Source organism: Peptostreptococcus anaerobius 653-L (genome assembly GCF_000178095.1).
GTDB classification, from domain to species: domain Bacteria; phylum Bacillota; class Clostridia; order Peptostreptococcales; family Peptostreptococcaceae; genus Peptostreptococcus; species Peptostreptococcus anaerobius.
The window spans coordinates 46,263-65,057 of sequence record NZ_ADJN01000047.1 but is presented as its reverse complement, the minus strand read 5'-3'; the positions used below and the strand labels follow the sequence as shown (position 1 = coordinate 65,057).

14 protein-coding genes are annotated in these 18,795 nt (G+C 35.3%); 1 reads left to right on the top strand and 13 read right to left on the bottom strand.

What is annotated here, in order from left to right:
- Window positions 1-43: 43 nt before the first annotated feature.
- The 4 genes from sstT to HMPREF0631_RS05445 all read right to left on the bottom strand — a co-directional run bounded on the left by sstT (window position 44) and on the right by HMPREF0631_RS05445 (window position 6,934).
- Window positions 44-1,312, bottom strand: a complete 1,269-nt coding sequence (gene sstT / locus HMPREF0631_RS05460) for a serine/threonine transporter SstT (RefSeq protein WP_002843908.1) — start codon at window positions 1,310-1,312, stop codon at window positions 44-46.
- Window positions 1,313-1,590: 278 nt separating this feature from the next.
- The gene (gene uvrA / locus HMPREF0631_RS05455; RefSeq protein ID WP_002843906.1) at window positions 1,591-4,416 is read right to left on the bottom strand and encodes an excinuclease ABC subunit UvrA; all 2,826 of its coding nucleotides are present in this window, start codon (window positions 4,414-4,416) and stop codon (window positions 1,591-1,593) included.
- A gap of 31 nt (window positions 4,417-4,447) precedes the next feature.
- Complete coding sequence (uvrB, locus tag HMPREF0631_RS05450; protein WP_002843903.1) at window positions 4,448-6,427, bottom strand: excinuclease ABC subunit UvrB; 1,980 nt, start codon at window positions 6,425-6,427, stop codon at window positions 4,448-4,450.
- Window positions 6,428-6,538: 111 nt separating this feature from the next.
- Window positions 6,539-6,934, bottom strand: a complete 396-nt coding sequence (locus HMPREF0631_RS05445) for a hypothetical protein (protein ID WP_002843915.1) — start codon at window positions 6,932-6,934, stop codon at window positions 6,539-6,541.
- Between the two features lie 135 nt (window positions 6,935-7,069).
- Between HMPREF0631_RS05445 and HMPREF0631_RS05440 the strand changes: the two genes are divergently transcribed.
- Window positions 7,070-8,344 carry an AI-2E family transporter gene (locus HMPREF0631_RS05440; RefSeq protein WP_002843936.1) on the top strand — a complete coding sequence of 425 codons (1,275 nt, stop codon included), beginning with the start codon at window positions 7,070-7,072 and terminating at the stop codon, window positions 8,342-8,344.
- A 129-nt stretch (window positions 8,345-8,473) separates the two neighbouring features.
- Here HMPREF0631_RS05440 and HMPREF0631_RS05435 read toward each other — a convergent pair whose 3' ends face one another.
- The 9 genes from HMPREF0631_RS05435 to HMPREF0631_RS05395 form a co-directional block, all read right to left on the bottom strand.
- Window positions 8,474-8,956: a hypothetical protein gene (locus HMPREF0631_RS05435; protein WP_002843944.1), complete on the bottom strand. Its 483-nt coding sequence runs from the start codon at window positions 8,954-8,956 to the stop codon at window positions 8,474-8,476.
- A gap of 114 nt (window positions 8,957-9,070) precedes the next feature.
- Window positions 9,071-10,567: a hypothetical protein gene (locus HMPREF0631_RS05430; protein ID WP_002843930.1), complete on the bottom strand. Its 1,497-nt coding sequence runs from the start codon at window positions 10,565-10,567 to the stop codon at window positions 9,071-9,073.
- Between the two features lie 151 nt (window positions 10,568-10,718).
- Complete coding sequence (locus HMPREF0631_RS05425) at window positions 10,719-11,207, bottom strand: prepilin-type N-terminal cleavage/methylation domain-containing protein (RefSeq protein ID WP_002844926.1); 489 nt, start codon at window positions 11,205-11,207, stop codon at window positions 10,719-10,721.
- Between the two features lie 41 nt (window positions 11,208-11,248).
- Window positions 11,249-12,298 carry a type II secretion system F family protein gene (locus HMPREF0631_RS05420; RefSeq protein WP_002843942.1) on the bottom strand — a complete coding sequence of 350 codons (1,050 nt, stop codon included), beginning with the start codon at window positions 12,296-12,298 and terminating at the stop codon, window positions 11,249-11,251.
- Entirely contained in the window at window positions 12,267-13,505 is a 1,239-nt protein-coding gene (locus tag HMPREF0631_RS05415; protein WP_002843891.1) for a GspE/PulE family protein, read from the bottom strand. Before HMPREF0631_RS05415 ends, HMPREF0631_RS05420 begins: the two co-directional genes overlap by 32 nt.
- A 251-nt stretch (window positions 13,506-13,756) precedes the next feature.
- The gene (locus HMPREF0631_RS05410) at window positions 13,757-14,635 is read right to left on the bottom strand and encodes a DMT family transporter (protein ID WP_002843900.1); all 879 of its coding nucleotides are present in this window, start codon (window positions 14,633-14,635) and stop codon (window positions 13,757-13,759) included.
- A 256-nt stretch (window positions 14,636-14,891) separates the two neighbouring features.
- Window positions 14,892-16,076 carry a pyridoxal phosphate-dependent aminotransferase gene (locus HMPREF0631_RS05405; RefSeq protein WP_002843919.1) on the bottom strand — a complete coding sequence of 395 codons (1,185 nt, stop codon included), beginning with the start codon at window positions 16,074-16,076 and terminating at the stop codon, window positions 14,892-14,894.
- 136 nt (window positions 16,077-16,212) lie between these two features.
- The gene (brnQ, locus tag HMPREF0631_RS05400; RefSeq protein ID WP_002843884.1) at window positions 16,213-17,538 is read right to left on the bottom strand and encodes a branched-chain amino acid transport system II carrier protein; all 1,326 of its coding nucleotides are present in this window, start codon (window positions 17,536-17,538) and stop codon (window positions 16,213-16,215) included.
- A gap of 44 nt (window positions 17,539-17,582) precedes the next feature.
- On the bottom strand, window positions 17,583-18,575 hold the full coding sequence (locus tag HMPREF0631_RS05395) for a 2-hydroxyacid dehydrogenase (RefSeq protein ID WP_002843937.1): 993 nt from the start codon (window positions 18,573-18,575) through the stop codon (window positions 17,583-17,585).
- Between the last annotated feature and the right edge of the window lie 220 nt (window positions 18,576-18,795).

Below are 18,795 nucleotides of genomic sequence, written 5' to 3'. Positions count from 1 at the left end.
GGATGAGTACTAGACCCATCCCTTTAATAGTTGATATTAAATATTATAAATTAGCTTCATTGTAGGCCTTTGCATCAGCCTTAACAGTCTTATAATCTACTTTTCTACCTTCTTTTCTCCTATTGCAAAGTTCGGCAGTAGCTGTAAACAATACGTCTGTAGATGAATTTAGACCAGTCTCACAAGAGTCCTGGATAACTCCTATTATAAATCCAACTCCTACAACCTGCATTGCTATATCTATATTTATGCCGAATAGAGAACAAGCAAGAGGTATCAACAACAATGAACCACCTGCAACACCAGATGCACCGCAAGCTGAAACAGTTGATAGTACGCAAAGTATAACTGCAGTAGCTATATCTACCTTGATACCTACCGTATGAGCTGCCGCAAGAGCAAGTACTGCTATTGTTATAGCTGCACCACCCATATTGATAGTAGCACCTAGAGGTATTGATACTGAATATGTATCTTCATCTAGTCCTAGTTCCTTACAAAGCTTCATGTTAACTGGAATGTTGGCTGCTGAACTTCTAGTGAAGAATGCATACAGACCAGAATCCTTTAGTGTCCTAAGAACTATTGGGTATGGATTTGTCCTGATGTTCAACCATACTATAATTGGGTTGGCAACTAGGGCAACAAATAACATACATCCAACCAATACCAACAATAATTTTCCATAGTTTGTAAATACTGATATACCATTAGTTGAAACTGTATCGAATACAAGTCCCATGATACCAAATGGAGCAAGACTGATTACTGCCCTTACTGCTCCAGATATAGCATCTGATACGTCCACTAGTATTTCCTTCGTTCTATCGGAAGCCTTTCTTAGTGCAAAACCAAATATCAAGGACCACGTTAAAATTCCTATAAAATTAGCGTTAATGATTGCGTTGATTGGGTTGTCTACGGCATTCATAAGAAGCGTCTTTAAAACTTCTGATATGCCACCCGGTGCGGTCACGTCTTTAGCTCCCTCAGCTAGTACTAAAGTCACTGGGAAAGCAAAGCTTGCTATTACTGCAACTAAGGATGCAACTAAAGTACCTATCATATAAAGTACTATAATTTGTTTCATATTTGTCTTATGACCTTCCTTGTGCTGGGCTATAGCCGCAATTACAAGGAAAAATACCAATACTGGCGCTACTGCCTTTAAGGCACCAACGAACAGTGAACCGAGTATAGCTATTGCCTTGGCGTTCGGGACAGCCATACCGAGCACAGCACCGATAATCATACCGCATATAATACGCTTAACGAGGCTTATGCTGTTCCATTTTTCGAATAAATTTTTCATTATTCATTTCCTCCTTTTATTAATATATTTTCAACTGTGAAAAGTTGATATTGCTATTATACAATAAAAAAAAGAATGGTCTATAGAAAAACCATTCTTTATTTAGAATTTTTATAAAAAATTTAAAACAGTCTAATCATTAGTGTTTTAGGCATTTTATAGGTTAAACCCCTTATTAAAAAACACCTTATATATGAAAGATAAACACCTATATATTTCATTTTTCTGTATGCAATGTCTTCAATATAGTTTCTTTTCTTACTCCATAACCTTTTTTATTACTTCATAACCTTTTTTAGGTACTGGCCTGTATAAGAAGACTCTACCTTACATATATCCACTGGTCTTCCGGTTGCTATGATAGTACCTCCCATGGTACCTCCCTCTGGACCAAGGTCTATTATATGGTCAGCAGTCTTAATTACATCTAGGTTATGCTCGATTACTACCACAGTATTGCCCGTATCTGCCAATCTCTGAAGAACCTCTATAAGTTTCCTCACATCTTCTGAATGAAGACCTGTTGTTGGTTCGTCAAGTATGTACATGGTCCTACCTGTAGGTCTCTTTGATAACTCTGTAGCTAGCTTTATTCTCTGAGCTTCACCACCTGATAGCTGGGTTGAAGGTTGACCTAGTTTGATATAGGATAGACCAACGTCCATAAGACTCTCCAACTTTCTTTTTATGGATGCATGGTTCTCAAAGAATTCAAGAGCCTCTTCTACATTCATATCCAAGACGTCAGCTATAGACTTGTCCTTGTATTTTACCTGAAGGGTCTCCCTGTTATACCTTTCCCCCTTGCATACCTCGCATGGTACATATACATCAGGTAAAAAGAACATCTCTATTTTGAGTATACCATCTCCCTTACAAGCTTCACATCTACCTCCCTTGACATTAAATGAGAACCTGCCCTTTTTATAGCCTCTTGCCTTTGCCTCATTTGTAGAAGCAAATAGGTCTCTTATCATGTCAAATACTCCTGTGTAGGTTGCAGGATTAGATCTTGGTGTCCTTCCTATAGGTGACTGGTCTATATTTATTATCTTGTCTATATGCTCAGTTCCAAGTATCTCCTTGTGGTCTCCTGGTCTTACCCTGGACTTGTTTATTTTGTGGGTTAAGCCCTTGTACAAGATTTCATTTACCAAGGTTGACTTGCCTGATCCAGATACTCCAGTTACACAGGTAAACTTTCCAAGAGGGAATTTTACATTTATATTTTTAAGGTTGTTTTCCTTGGCACCGACCACCTCTACAAAATTACCGTTTCCTTCTCTTGTAGTTTCAGGTACTGGTATCTTGATTTCTCCACTCAAGTACTTACCTGTTATGGAGTTTGGATTTTTTATTATCTCTTCAACTGGACCCTGGGCTACTATTTCACCACCATGGATACCTGCAGCTGGTCCAATGTCTACAATGTAGTCTGCTGCCCTCATAGTATCTTCATCGTGTTCGACTACTATTAGGGTATTACCTAGGTCAGTTAAGTTTCTTAGGGTTGCTATCAACTTGTCATTATCCCTCTGGTGCAGACCTATACTAGGTTCGTCAAGGACATACAAGACTCCTGTAAGCGCAGAACCTATCTGGGTAGCCAGCCTAATTCTCTGGGCCTCCCCACCTGATAGGGTTCCTGCCTTTCTTGAAAGGGTAAGGTAGCCAAGACCTACGTTTTTCAAAAAAGATGCCCTCTCCCTAATTTCCTTTACGACATCCTTGGCTATATGCATATCCATTTCAGATAGGTTTAGCCCCTCAATATAGTCGATCAGGTCCTCAACTGACAGGTCTGTAACCTCCATAATATTTTTGCCACCTACCTTGACAGCTAAGACTTCTGGTTTTAACCTCCTGCCCTTACACTTTGGACAAGGCCTATCTGCCATAAAATCATCCAGCCTATCCCTCATTGCATCTGAGTTGGTCTCTCTATATCTTCTTTCCAAGTTTACAACAACACCCTCATAGTAATTTTGATAGGTCTTCATACCACCAAACTTGGAATCAAATTCAAATGTAAGCAGGGTGTTTTCCTTACCGTAAAGCAACTCCTCAACAAAATCATCTGGCAAGTCCTTAAAAGGTGTTTCTATAGAGACATTATACTTGTCACAAAGAGCCTTTACCATCATCGAGTAATATGTGTTATCGTTGAGACCATTTGTAGACCATGCAGCAATGGCTCCCTGCTTCAAGCTCAGCTCCTTATTTGGAACAACTAGGTCTACATCAACCTCTCTTGATTCTCCAAGCCCATTACATACATCACAGGCACCAAATGGAGCATTAAACGAGAACATCCTAGGCGATAATTCTTCTATGCCGATACCGTGGTCAGGACAGGCAAACTTAGTAGAATACATGGTTTCTTCACCATCTATAACATGGCATATAATTAATCCATCAGACAATTTTACAGCTGTCTCAACAGATCCAGCAAGCCTTGCTTCTATATTTTCCTTGATAACTATCCTATCTACTATTACCTCAATAGTGTGTTTCTTATTTTTCTCTAACTCAAACTCATCATTTACATCATAGGTTTCTCCGTCTATCCTAACCCTTACAAAACCTTCCTTCCTGATGTTGTCTATTACCTTTTTATGACTTCCCTTTTGTCCCCTAACTATAGGAGATAATATCTGTATTTTTGTCCTCTGCTCATGCTCCATTATTGAGTCCACTATCTCCTGGACTGTCATCTGGCTTATAAGCTGACCGCATACAGGACAATGTACCTTGCCTACCCTCGCAAACAAGAGCCTTAGGTAGTCATATATCTCTGTTACCGTACCAACAGTAGACCTAGGGTTTTTGGAAGTTGTCTTCTGGTCTATAGATATTGCAGGAGACAAGCCTTCAATTGATTCTACATTTGGTTTGCTCATCTGCCCCAAAAACTGTCTCGCGTAAGAAGACAAACTTTCAACATACCTTCTCTGGCCTTCTGCATATATTGTATCAAAGGCCAAAGACGATTTTCCTGAACCTGACAAACCCGTAAACACTATAAACTTGTCTCTAGGAAGGGTTAGGTCTACATTTTTCAGGTTGTTTTCTCTAGCGCCTCTTATCTTTATTAAATCCTTCATCAATACCTCTTTCTCTTTTTATTTCTAGTAGCTATTTTAATTTTTTCTCTAGTTCAGTAACCTTATCTCTTAATTCAGCTGCCAACTCAAAGTTTAACTTTTCCGCCTCTTCCATCATCTTAGACTTAAGTATTATAATAGTCGTAGCTATTTCATCCTGGTCCTTAAGACCCTTTATTCCTGATAGGTCATATGATTCTGCCTCTTCTGCTACCCTTGTTATGGCTATATTGTCCCTGATATTTTTTGAAATAGTCTTTGGTACAATGCCATGTTCTTCATTGTAGGCCATCTGGATTGACCTTCTTCTCTCAGTCTCATCAATTGCCCTCTTCATAGAGTCCGTAATCTTGTCTGCATACATTATTACCCTACCATTTGAATTTCTGGCAGCCCTACCAATGGTCTGTATTAGGGATGTCTCTGAACGTAGGAAGCCTTCCTTGTCAGCATCAAGTATTGCTATAAGGGACACTTCTGGTATATCCAGTCCCTCTCTTAGGAGGTTGATCCCTACCAATACGTCAAATTTACCAAGTCTTAGGTCTCTTATTATCTCAGTTCTTTCAAGTGTTACTATGTCTGAGTGAAGGTATTTGACCTTGATGCCTACTCCCTTTAAATAATTTGTAAGGTCCTCTGACATCTTCTTTGTAAGAGTTGTGATTAGAACCCTCTCTCCACTTTCTATAGTCTTATTTATCTCTACTAAAAGGTCATCTATCTGGTTATTTACCGGTCTTACATCGATTAACGGATCAAGTAGACCTGTAGGCCTTATTATCTGCTCTGCAAATACATCGGTGTGTTCCATCTCATATGGTCCTGGTGTAGCTGTTGTAAATAGGACCTGATTTAAGTTGGATTCAAATTCCTCAAAGTTAAGGGGTCTATTGTCATAGGCAGATTCAAGTCTAAATCCATTTTCTATAAGGGATTTTTTTCTAGACCTATCTCCGCCATACATACCCCTTACCTGTGGGAGTGTTACGTGTGACTCATCTACAATCAGCAAGAAATCATCTGGGAAGAAGTCCATCAATGTATATGGTTTTTCACCCTTTTTTCTTCCAGTTATATGCCTAGAATAGTTCTCTATACCCTGGCAAAAACCTATCTCCCTCAACATCTCTATATCATATTTAGTTCTTTGTTCAATCCTCTGGGCCTCTAACAACTTGTCATTGGCCTTAAAATCAGCTATGGCCTTTTCTAATTCTTCCTCGATAGAAATGATCGCCGATTCTATCCTCTCTGGCGTTGTAACATAGTGGGAAGCCGGGAATATGGCTATATGACCACGTTCAGCGACGACCTTGCCAGTTATATAGTCTATCTCTGTAATCCTGTCTATCTCATCACCGAAGAACTCAACCCTTATAGCCTTGTCATCAGTCGATGCTGGGAATATCTCTAATATATCCCCTCTAACCCTAAATGTACCACGGATGAAGTTGACATCATTCCTCTCGTACTGGATTTCAACGAGCCTTCTTATCACATCATCCCTATCCCTCATCATGCCTGGCCTCAGCGACAACATCAATTCCTTGTAGTCCTTGGGATCACCCAAACCATATATACAAGAAACTGACGAAATTATTATGGTATCTTGTCTTTCTAATATGGCAGCTGTAGCCGAATGCCTTAGCTTGTCGATCTCATCATTGATACTGGCATCTTTTTCTATGTAGGTATCAGAATGAGCAACGTAGGCCTCTGGTTGGTAGTAATCGTAATACGAAACAAAATACTCAACAGCGTTGTCTGGGAAAAACTCCTTAAACTCACCATATAGCTGGGCTGCAAGAGTCTTGTTGTGGGCCAATATCAATGTCGGTTTTTTTACTCTTTCAATTATATTGGCCATTGCAAAAGTCTTACCCGATCCAGTTACGCCGACTAGGGTCTGAAATTTATTTTTATTTTCTATAGATTTACATATTGTATCTATGGCCTTGGGTTGGTCACCCATAGGCTTAAAATCTGATTGTATTTTAAATTCAGGCATAGTTCTCCTTTATAAAATATATAACCTTTATTTCACCAATTTATATAGACCCATATCTACAAAAATAGACACAGGTCTTTACTAACTTTTCTCTTTAATTACTTAATATCTTTATATTATACCCTTATATTTTTCAATTATATCATTTGCTTGTTCTTTCTTTTCACTATTTTCTATCTCGAAGTAGTAATGTTTTCCCCAAGCACTCTCTATGTGGATACAATCCATATTATCCTTCTTATCAAGCTTCATATCCACTATATCAACTAATGGTATGTCAAGTTTAGTTATCTTCTTTGGTCGGCTACCATGCAAACTAGTCCTACTATACTCGGCTAAAAACTTGTCCTCTGTCAAATATATAGTATACAAATCTGGCTCAGGTCCTGAAGATTTATTGTGACCCAAAAGTGAATTTGCAACCATATTAATTCCCCTACTAGTCCTATCAAGTTTCCTGTATGTGGTTAAACTAGCTAATATTTTGTCCTTATTAATATTTACCATAATGCCTACCTCCTTGACTTTTCCTTCTTTCTTATATTTTACCACATAACTTACTACTTGTATTTAAAAAATAAGTAATGTATTATATAAAAGGGTATAAATATATTATTCAAAATAAAAATATAAGGAGTTAATATGGACAAAAATAGAATATCTACAATAAAAACAATTTTTTTAATAGCCTTTCTGGCCCTAGTAATACTCAACTTTACAAATATCTTAAATAATTTGGGTATACTTTTGGAGGTCTTGAGTCCAATAATGATGGGATGCGTTATAGCCTTTGTCCTAAATACTATAGTAACACCTATAGAGGACAAACTACTTTCAAGGATAGACAATAAGTTTATAAATAAGATCAAGAGGATGGTTTCAATCGTGCTTGCCTTATTAATATCCTTCTCCCTTGTCTTTTTGATTATGAAATTGATAGTTCCAGAGGTTAAAAATTCATTAGCAACTTTTGTAGTACAATTACCTGATATATATGAGATTGTCAAAAAAGAAATAATTAAGATAATACCTTCAGCTCAAGAAAACTTATCTTCTACAAATCTCAATGTCCAGGAAATAGCAAATAAGGGGTTTGAAACTGTAAGCGCTTGGGCAGGTGGTATATTCTCCCTTGTAAATTCAGTATTTGGAGTTTTGGCAAGTGTCGTAATGGCTAGTATATTGGCTATATACATAGTATCTAGCAAGGAAACTCTCACTAGACAATTTGATAAACTATTTAAAAAGTTTATCCCTGAGAGAATAATCAAACCTATGTATTATTTCTTTGATGTGTCAAACTCTACATTTAAGGCGTTCTTTACAGGTCAGTTTATAGAGGCCATTATATTGGGAGTCCTATGTACACTTGGTATGGCAGCACTTAGACTTCCGTATGCAAGCATGGTTGGATCATTCGTTGGACTAACTGCACTAGTGCCAATGGTTGGAGCATATTTGGGATGTATATTTGGATTTTTGATGTTGCTACCGGTAAGTCCTTTTAAGGCCATGGTATTTATAATATTCCTGTTGGTATTGCAGCAGATTGAAGGCAATGTAATCTATCCAAGGGTTGTAGGTTCTTCAGTAGGTCTACCTGGTATGTGGGTCCTAGTATCTGTAATAGTAGGTGGCGGACTATTCAATATGGTTGGTATTTTCTTCGGAGTACCGGTAACGGCTGTAATATACAAGATATTAAAAGACCAGGTCAATAGCGGTTCAACCAAAATTGCCGACAGGGTTGAAAACTTTATTGAAGACATGACAAAAGACCCCAACGATGATGGTGATTGCGACTGCAGTACAATCTGTCAAAATCTAGACCCTAAACTTGAGGTTCTAACAAACCAAGAAAATAAATACGATGTAAATATAGAAATAGAAAACCCATCTATAAATAAAGACCAATAGAAATATCCGTCAGACGATTAAAAATCTCTAACACTATAAAATAAAGGACCTTGCAAGTTCGCTATTCAAAATAAAGGCTTTAAATCAACTACTATCCTGGATTTTGGAAACAGCTTAACTTGCCTGGTCCTATTTTTTATATATTTCTATATCATAAACCCCGTCTCCATAACTCACCCTATGAATACAAACACTCTTGCCATAAGTTTTTAAGTTTATTATAAAGTCTTTAAAATCCAACTTATCTTTATTAAATTTAATTTTATACAAGACATTTCTGTCAACTTCCTTGACTTCCATACTGCATAAAGACCTATTATTTGAAATTAACTTATAAAAATTTATATCCTCACCTAGGTTTTTATATTTTATCCTTCCAGAGTAGTTATTAAGTCCTAGATTTTCCTCCGCAAGTTGGGTTTCCTTGATCATATTTTCCGTATCTTGAATCTTATTTTTTATAGGCCTTGCAATAAAAATATTTATAAGCACTAGCACTGCTAACATTAGGGCTATAATTTGATTTATCCTATTCTTTGCGAGTAACCTTATTTTAAATCTTGCCCTATCTTCACTTTTGGTGTCAATTTTATTTTTTCCCAGTATACTCATATTATCTACACCTCATTCATAATTATATAACTAAGTATTTTTTTACTTAGCCTTATATTGACTAATATTGTTCACTCAGTATTGTATTAATCTTATAAATCCTATCCTCCTAAATCACTTGAACTTACCCTTAACATAGATGTAATTTATTAGCTTCTCTTTTTTAATTGTTTTTTCTCTTTTGACTGTTTTTTCTTTTTTAAGAGTATTTTCATTCTCTTCCTTGTTTTCACCGTCAGCATTTTCAGGATTTTGCTTTTCTTCAGGGTTTTGCTTTTCTTCAGGGTTTTCCTTTTCTTCAACCACTACCCTTTCTTCTATCTGTAACTTATCCTCTTTTTCATATACCGATACTAATATAGCTGATTTAAATTCTTTATTAGACACTATAGTGTCTAGTTCTTTTTTACTACCTACCCTAAACTCTATTTCAGTTTCGTCCTTACTTGAGTTTAGTGATATGATCCTATCACCTAAAATTGATATAATAGACTCTAGTTTTTCAAAATCTACACCGTAAATATTTTCTTTAGACTTACCTGAATATATATCATCTTTTGATGTTTTTATTAGCTTATTTTTCTCTATATTATCCAGTTCTGATAAACTAGTTTGGAGTCTATTGTAGTTTAAAAATGACGTAAGTAGTACTATAAATAGGGCAATGAAAATTATGTTAATTGCTATGGCTTGATAAGGCAAGACTTCTTTATCTCCTCTATATATACTAGTATTTTTATATTTATTTATAAAAATTAAATCTGATAAAAACTTTTTTCTATTTACATCTTTCTTACTAACATATATCTCTAACAAGTCTTGAACTGAGGTATCTGTGACATCTGATATTTTTAGATTTTTTAAATTTCCAATAAGATGATTTTGAATATCTCCTATTAACTTAATACATCCATTTTCTTCAAGAAATCTAAGTAAGTTATCATCTATTTCCTCTGTTATTACTAGCGACTTTACTATATTGAAATTTTCAACCACAGCTAAAACTATATCTCTTTCCCTTGCTTCTAAAATTGAATACTTGTCTTCATTAGCTGAAATACCTCCTATATATGCCCCTATAAGATCCAAGTCGAGTATTATTTCATCGATTTTTAATCCTATAAATTCCGCTATATCCTTCATAAATTTTATAAGTGCTTTAGGGAATAGGGTAATATTAATTTTTTTAATTTGGTGATCTAACTCATCTAAGTCCCTTCCTATTTTTTTATCAAGACCTAAATTTTTATCCTTATATGATATCTTATAGTCTTCTGTATAGATATTATAAAATTGCTGCATTTCAAAGTTTATAATTTCGAGTATCTCCCTCCTTTTGGCCTTAACAGGGACATCTATCTCCTTACAAATTTCTCCAAGCCCCTGACATACAAAGGTTACACTCTCTATATCTTTTAAGTTTTCAATACTGCTTTTTATATTTTTCCCAATTTCATATGAGATCTGCTTGTCGAAGTTACCTCCTATATCAAGGAATCTATAAGGACAGAAAATTCCCTTACAAAACTTATTCTTACCTTCCATTTCTATTATCCTATATCCATTGGTTTCAAATAATAAATATAATTTTTTAAGTTTTTTCCTGTCCATTATAGAACCTCCTTGTCTAAGCCCACCTATTCTAAGTATCACTTATGATTTACTTAGCTTTTGCGGCGCTTAAGATTTATTTAGTTAAATTACCGCTTATGATCTACCTATTTTAAGTATTACTTATTTTAAGTACCACTTATTTTAATTGCTACTGATTTTCAGCAGAACTTGCGTCTGGTTTTGGATAAAAAATGGATTTGTCAACTTTTACAGTAACTTCTCCCTTATCGATTACAATCTCATAGTCACCACTTAAAGATTGTGGTTTTGGTACAGTTTGAATATATTTAGAGTCCTTTAACTTTTTAGGATCCTTAGAATCTGTCTCTGACTTACCATCTCCCAAAGACATATATGCAGCCATTGCTAGGTTAGATGCATTTGCATAGTCAGCATTTAATTTTGCCTTTTTCTGTGCATCTCCAAAGCTAATAGCTACTATACCCGCTAATATCCCTATTATACTAATAACAATTATCATCTCAATCAGTGTAAATCCAGGTTTTTTCTTATCATTAGTATAATTATTAGTTCCAGCGTTTTTTGCTAATTCTTGAGAATATAATTTTCGATTATTTTTTTCTCCTAATTTAAAGTTAAAGTTTCGATTAATGCAATTTTCCTTAGTAAACAACACTATACTCCTCCAATCTAAAATAATAATATTTAACCAACTTCCTAGGATATGGAAGATATCATCTCAAACATAGGTCTAAGGATTGATATCAAGACACTACCAATCATTATCCCCATAACTACTAACATAATCGGTTCTATTAGTCTTGTTGCATTTTCAAGTTCTCTATCCAATTCTTGTTCATAGTATTTACTAATAGAAACCAAACTACTATCAAATGACCCAGACTCTTCTCCAGCCAACATCATAGATATAAATACTTGAGGAAAAATCCCTGTTTTTGCAAGGGCCTTGCTCACCGGACTCCCCAGCTCTATGTATGACTTAGCTAGGTTCATCTTGGTATGAAAATACTTAGACTCAAGTGTATTAGTGGCTATATCAATAGAGTCTTCTATGTTGACACCGCTAGCTATAAGTATAGATAAAGCTCTGGAAAATTGGTCGCATATATAAATCTGATTTATCTTACTTATTCTTGGAAGCTTAAAAAGCAACCTATCAATATAGTTTTTTATTTCACCACTACTGCTAATACTCTTTATCAAATAAATTATGCCTATAGTTAATAAAATTAATAAAAGTAAATAGTATTCTCTTATGAACCTTGATAGTTTAAATATAAATATACTTTCCATATTTATACCGTCATAGGATTCAAATGCCTGTTCAAAGTTAGGAACAACGTAGACAAGCATAAAGACAAAAGAAAATATGGAAACTACTAGTAAAATTATAGGATAAAGACAGGCTCCAATAATCTTAGATTTTAACTTGGTCTGCCTCTCATAATAAAATGACATCCTATTAAATACATAGTCTATTTTTCCACTTATCTCACCTGCCCTGACCATATTAACAAAAAAATTCGTAAAATAAGTTGATAAGGCAAATGATTCAGCCAAAGTTTTACCGTTTTTTATAGACCTAAGAGTCCTTTTAACACCCTCTTCAACCGTTCTTGATGATGATGTTATCAATATTTCTAAACAGGTGATTATATCGCACCCTGAACCCAACATACTTGATAACTGACTAGATATTACTTTCAATTCTTTACTATTTATTTTTTTCCTTGATAGAATCCTCATATGTAATCATCCCATTTTCAATTGCAATTTTTCTTAGGCTTATATCGTCATAACCAGCCTTTATACCATCTTTAATTTTTTGACCTATTTCAACAATTTCATATATCAATGTCCTCTCTTCACCCTCATAGCCATTGTAAATAAGTTTTTTCTTAACTAGTCTCTGAGCTATAACACCAATTAAACCAGCGTTTATCATGTAGGGTTCAATCCCCATATCCTTTAATCTAGATATGGTCGATATTGCATCGTTAGTGTGCAGTGTAGTTATTACAAAATGCCCTGTAATTGCAGACCTAATCGCCAAATCTGCTGTTTCCTTGTCCCTTATCTCTCCAAGTACAATAATGTCTGGATCCTGTCTTAAAATGGACTTTAAACCGGTGTCAAATCTCAAACCTGCCTTATTGTTAACCTGAATTTGGTTTATTCCATCAAGCTTGTACTCAACTGGGTCCTCGATTGTAGTTATGTTAATCGATTGTCCTCTTAGTCCATTTAACAGAGAGTAGACAGTAGATGATTTACCACTTCCTGTTGCGCCAGCCACAATTAATATTCCACACTGCCTTTTTATAATAGAGTCTATTTTTTTGATGGCATTTTTGGAAAAACCTAGTTCTTCCTTGGTCTTGATAAATTTATTGTGGTCCAATAGCCTTAGAACTAATTTTTCTCCATAAACTGTAGGTAGTGTACTCAGCCTTATGTCCACCTTGTAAGTGCCCTCTTCGTACCTGAACCTACCATCTTGAGGCAATCTTTTTTCTGTTATATCACACAAGGCCTTTAATTTTATTAGTGTTGCTATTTTGGGCAAATCATCTAAGACCATCCTGTCTATTAAAATCAAGTCTCCATTAACCCTATATCTCAGTCTAACTTCTCTAGAATTGGGTTCTATGTGTATGTCGCTAGCTCCCATTTTTATTGCATTTTCAAGTATTGAGTTCATAAGAATATTTACTTCATCATTAATCTCGCTTGTATCAAGACTATAATTATCATCTATCAACTTTATTATTTGAGTTTTAGACGACTTTACGACATCAACCTTTCTTTTTGAAAACTTCTTTATATCACTGATTTTTTCCAGATCATAATTCTCCATTAAGACGACAATTCTGTCATTGTCAATTTCTTTTGGAAATACAAGGTTTTTTCTTGCATAAGTCTCTGGTATTATTGTAGATAGTATCTTATCCATATTTTCCCCCTTATTTTCCACTTATTATATCCAAATATTAATAGTCAATATAAATAAAACTTCAACCAAAAAAGAGCATATTAATAGCGATATTTCCATATTTTGAAAACCTCTATTAATATGCTCTTTAATATACAAATAATGATTTACTTAATAGTAGAATTAATCATCAAATAATCTTTCTGTCTAAATATTTATTCCATACTAACAATACATGCTATATATTTAAACTGATAATACATGGTCTATGTCTAAACTAACAAGGCAACTCCTATAACTGATAATACGGCTCCAAATATCTCAACCTTAGTAATATTTTCCTTAAAATAAAACCTACTCACTGGTATTATCATTATTGGTGACATAGCCATAAGTGTAGACGCTATTGCAACCTTAGTGTACTTTATAGCGAACATAGATAACACAACCCCCATAGTCGTACCAATAATGGCATTACCAAAGTTGACAGTTAAACCCTGCCTACTTGTAAATATCCTTCTTACATCCATCCATTTCCTGCCTAGACTGCATATTATGACTATACCTATAAGTCCACCAAGTAATCTTATCTCTGTAGCTGCAAGTGGTGGTACATCACCTAATCCTGCTTTACTTAATATGACCCCTAGCGCCTGTCCAATAGATGCCAAGAATGCAAAAACCAAGCCCCTAGGGTCTCCTTTTACCTTCATATTTGAATTGCCACCCTTTGCTATTACAAGCATTATAGCAAAAATAACAATTAACATTCCAAATATACTTTTACTACTCAACCTTTCAGCAAACAAGATCCTACCCAAAATAGCCGCTAAAACAGGTGATATGGAAAATATCAACAAGGTCAATTGAGCTCCAATTCGTGTAAATGCGCTCATTAAAAAAGAATCTCCTAGTGAGAATCCTATCAAACCAGACATTGCTAGAAAAAACAAGTTGTTGAATCCTACGTTTCCAATAGCTCCTATGCCATTAAATAATACTACTAATAATCCTATAGTTACTAAGGCCGTCACCTGTCTCGCAAAATTCATTGAAACGGCAGAAAATGATTTTCCTTTCCTCTCTACAATACTACTACTAATCGTCCAACAAAATGATGCCGCTAGAGCTGTAAGTTCTCCTAAAAACATAAATCCTCCTAAAAATTTACTTTACATTTTTATTATAGCTTGTTTTAATTATAAAATCTATATCCAGCCTGTTTTTCTTTAAAAAGAAAAACACCGGAAAACCGGTGTTTTTCCCGATCTATACCTCGACTTATGATAAGGATAGATCTATGAAGTTTAATAATTGAACATAGACTCTACCTATTACCTATAAGAGAACGTATAGTATAGATAAAGTTCGATGATCGAATCGGCGAGTTTATAAGTTTTAAATATCTTACTTGTATTCTTTCATTAGTTCTTCAAATACTGCAAGTGACTTTTCACACTTTTCAGTTTCAACACAGTAAGATAATCTCATATGAGCCTTTGAACCGAATCCTGTTCCAGGTACTACTAGCATGTCGTGTGCCTTAGCCTTTTCAGAGAACTTTTCAGAATCTCCATCTGGAGCTTCTATGAATAAGTAGAATGCACCAGCTGGCTTAGCAACATTGTATCCAAGTTTGATAAGTCCATCATATAGAAGGTCTCTGTTCTTCTTGTATACATCAAGGTTTGGTTCTATACCAACACATCTTTCAACTACCATCTGGAATAGAGTTGGTGCACAAACGTAACCAAGTACTCTTGCAGCTCCACCAACAGCAGCCATAAGCATTTCATCATCTACTTCACTTGGAACTAGTATATAACCAATTCTTTCACCAGGAAGTGATAGTGACTTAGACCAAGAATAGCATATAACTGTATTCTTATATAGGTTTGGTATAAATGGAACTTCAAGTCCATCTATAAGAACTAATTCTCTATATGGCTCATCAGCTATAATGTATATTGGATGACCATATTCTTTTTCCTTAGCTTCTAGTAATTCAGCTAGAGCCTTCATTTCATCTAATGTATAAACAACACCTGATGGGTTATTAGGAGAGTTAACTATTATAGCCTTAGTATTTGGAGTAAGAGCTTCCTTAACACCTTCTACGTTTAGCTGCATATCATCTTTACAAGGAACTAGAACCTGCTTTCCTCCCTGTCCATTAATAAATACTGTATATTCTGGGAAGAATGGGGCAAGAACCATTACTTCATCTTCTGGAGATGCTATTAAAGCCTTTAATGTAATGTTTAGAGATGCAGCAGCACCACAAGTCATTAATAGGTTGTCCTTTGTATATTTTGTTCCGAATCTCTTGTTAAGGTCGTCAGCTATAGCTGTTCTACAACCGTCATGACCTGCACCTGAAGAGTAACTATGGTATACTCTTGGAGCATTGTTTTTGATTATATCAACGATAGCGTCCTGAACTTCCTGTGGAGCAGGTACTGATGGGTTACCTAAAGAGAAGTCTAATACGTTTTCCGCACCTATTTCCTTAGCTCTCATAGCACCAAATCCTGCAAGTTCTCTAATAACAGACTTAGCTGTTCCTAACTTAACCATATCCTGAGAAATCATAATATTACCTCCTAAACCTTAAATAAATTAATAAAAACCTTATCTTTGTTTTCAATATACCGTCCCTACCGAAGTAGAGACGATATATTTGTTTTATAATGAATTTTCAAATTTTTTACAATGAAATCAACCAATATTATTCGATTGGGTCATTTATTGTCTTTCCAACTTTACCTACCATGCTTATTACTGTTAGAATTACTGAGCAAACAACAGCTGGTAAAATCCATTCGAATCCAAAATTACCAAGTGGTAGAGCCTTTAGAGCTGCTGCAGGACCTGCTAGTAGAGTACCACCTCTCATTACTGAAGCAAGGTTAATACTTTCTATTAGGGCTACTGCGAATGCACCTATAACTGCACCAGTATAAGTCCAGTTGTACTTAATCTTCTTGTCAAATATTGACATAACTATTAGAACTATTATTACCGGATATATAGCTGATAGTATTGGAACTGCTATTGCTATAAGTCCTTCAACACCGATTAGCGAAAGAACGAATGCTATTGCTGTTGCTACCATTGCTACATACTTGTAAGGTAGTTTTCCGTTAGATATAGTATCGAAGTAGTTACCACAAGTTGAAGTTAGACCTGTAGAAGTAGTCAAACAAGCAAGTGCAACTGCAACCCCCATGAAGACCTTACCTATGTTACCTAGCATCAATTCAACCATTCCTATAAGTAAAGCTGTTCTTTCAGTTTCACCATTGAAGTGTCCACCTACTGTAGCACCAGCATATGTTAAACCACCATATACTAAAGCAAGTAGTATGAAGGCAACTATACCTATCTGAGCACTGGCCTTGAACTGTACTTCTTTGTCTGTATATCCACGTCTTAATAAGTCTGATATAACTATACCAGCCATTAGAGGTGATCCAAGAGCATCCATTGTCTGATAACCTTCATAGAATCCGTTAGTGAATAATCCAACCTGTCCAGTTGCAACCTTTGGGTCTGGAGGATTAACTATAGATATAATTACTATTAGGGCTAGTATAATCAATAGAGCAGGAGTCAAATACTTTCCTATTATATCTATAACCTTACCTGGATTTAGTGTTAGGTAAAGTGTTAGAGCAAAGAATACTACACAAGTTGCCCAGCTTGGTACGCTTGGGAATAATGAATGTACAAATATTTCGTGAGTTGTAGCACCTGTTCTAGGAACGCAAAAGAAAGGTCCAATTGTCAATATTGCTATTGTACCAATTAATTTTGCAAACTTAGGGCTAACTCTCTTACCTAAATCATCAGCTCTACCACCTAATCTAGCTGTAACTATAACACCTAGTATTGGTAAAACCGGGTCAGTTAGTAAGAAACCAAACATAGCTTTGTACCACTGGTCACCAGCTAATACACCCAAATGCGGAGGGAATATTAAGTTACCAGCGCCAAAGAATATCGCGAATAAAGCAAAACCACAAACTATAACGTCTTTTCTTTTAATTTCCATACTCGTCACCTTTTCTAATCATAAAATTGGCGAAATGCCTAGTCTTATAGACCATTAACTACATTGTTTGGTCTTTCTCCGTTCATTACCTTAACCATATCATCGTATGACCACTTAGACATTCTTATGAACGCATCATCAGTAGTACCAGCGATATGAGGAGTAATAGATAATCTAGCCTTACCTGCTTCTGTTAAGTTGAATAGAGGATGATCAGCACTTGGTGGCTCTGGAGCTATAACATCTAGTCCAGCGAATACCCTACCATTGTTTAGAGCTTCAGCTAAATCTTCATTGTTCACTATTTCGCCTCTAGCAACGTTGATGATTATTGCATCTTGCTTCATCTTTTCTATTGTTTCCTTACGAACCATATTTCTAGTAGAATCTAGAACTGGAACATGGTAAGAGATGATATCACATTTTTCAAGTATTTCATCATATGTACAATATTTGATATCATTTTCCATTTCGTAAGCTTCATCAGCTCTGAAAACATCATAGTACATGATTTCACAACCAAAAGCCTTTAACATCTTAACAGCGGCCTTACCTATAGCACCTAATCCAACAAGTCCTATAACTCTAGAGCTAAGTTCACTCTGTCCTTTTACCTGATATTCCTTAAAGCTTTCATTAAATCCATCAACGCCCTTTGCCTTTATCTTAGCATCAGCTTCTGGCATTCTTCTAAGTGAAGTTATCATGTGTCCTACTGCTAATTCAGCAACTGGAACAGCGTTAACGGCCCTATTATTGCATACATAAATACCTTTTTCCTTGGCAGCTTCTAAGTCTATCTTATCGAAACCTACTCCAAGCGAATGTATAAGCTTACAGTTATCAAGTTGTTCAATTACTTCTCTTCTGAAGTAGTCAACTGGACCACAGAACACTATATCAGCATCCTTACACTGCTGAGCAAGTTCTTCATCAGAGCAAGGATAATTAATATATTGGAAATCCCAACCTTCTGGCTTCTTAACACCAAATCTTTCTATAATGTTCTTGTTACAAGTGACTCTAACCTTTACCATTACTTCGCCCCCTTAAAAATAAAAAATATAAAAAAACTAAATTAAAAATGTTATTTTTTTAACAACGCCATTAAAATTTTTTAAAGAAGTTATCATCGTCTAATCTACATGGCTGTTGTTAAATAGCTTAACTATAAAGCAGACTGTAGGAATATACCTAGGTTAGTTCGATTACCTAGGTATATTATACTACATAAAATGAGATTTTACTATATAATTT

Coding starts and splice junctions, on each gene's coding strand:
- HMPREF0631_RS05415 (WP_002843891.1), bottom strand. CDS start 13,505: ATGGATAAGATACTATCTACAATAATACCAGAGACTTATGCAAGAAAA.
- HMPREF0631_RS05440 (WP_002843936.1), top strand. CDS start 7,070: ATGGACAAAAATAGAATATCTACAATAAAAACAATTTTTTTAATAGCC.
- HMPREF0631_RS05435 (WP_002843944.1), bottom strand. CDS start 8,956: ATGAGTATACTGGGAAAAAATAAAATTGACACCAAAAGTGAAGATAGG.
- brnQ (WP_002843884.1), bottom strand. CDS start 17,538: ATGGAAATTAAAAGAAAAGACGTTATAGTTTGTGGTTTTGCTTTATTC.
- sstT (WP_002843908.1), bottom strand. CDS start 1,312: ATGAAAAATTTATTCGAAAAATGGAACAGCATAAGCCTCGTTAAGCGT.
- HMPREF0631_RS05445 (WP_002843915.1), bottom strand. CDS start 6,934: ATGGTAAATATTAATAAGGACAAAATATTAGCTAGTTTAACCACATAC.
- HMPREF0631_RS05420 (WP_002843942.1), bottom strand. CDS start 12,298: ATGAGGATTCTATCAAGGAAAAAAATAAATAGTAAAGAATTGAAAGTA.
- uvrA (WP_002843906.1), bottom strand. CDS start 4,416: ATGAAGGATTTAATAAAGATAAGAGGCGCTAGAGAAAACAACCTGAAA.
- HMPREF0631_RS05410 (WP_002843900.1), bottom strand. CDS start 14,635: ATGTTTTTAGGAGAACTTACAGCTCTAGCGGCATCATTTTGTTGGACG.
- uvrB (WP_002843903.1), bottom strand. CDS start 6,427: ATGCCTGAATTTAAAATACAATCAGATTTTAAGCCTATGGGTGACCAA.
- HMPREF0631_RS05395 (WP_002843937.1), bottom strand. CDS start 18,575: ATGGTAAAGGTTAGAGTCACTTGTAACAAGAACATTATAGAAAGATTT.
- HMPREF0631_RS05405 (WP_002843919.1), bottom strand. CDS start 16,076: ATGATTTCTCAGGATATGGTTAAGTTAGGAACAGCTAAGTCTGTTATT.
- HMPREF0631_RS05430 (WP_002843930.1), bottom strand. CDS start 10,567: ATGGACAGGAAAAAACTTAAAAAATTATATTTATTATTTGAAACCAAT.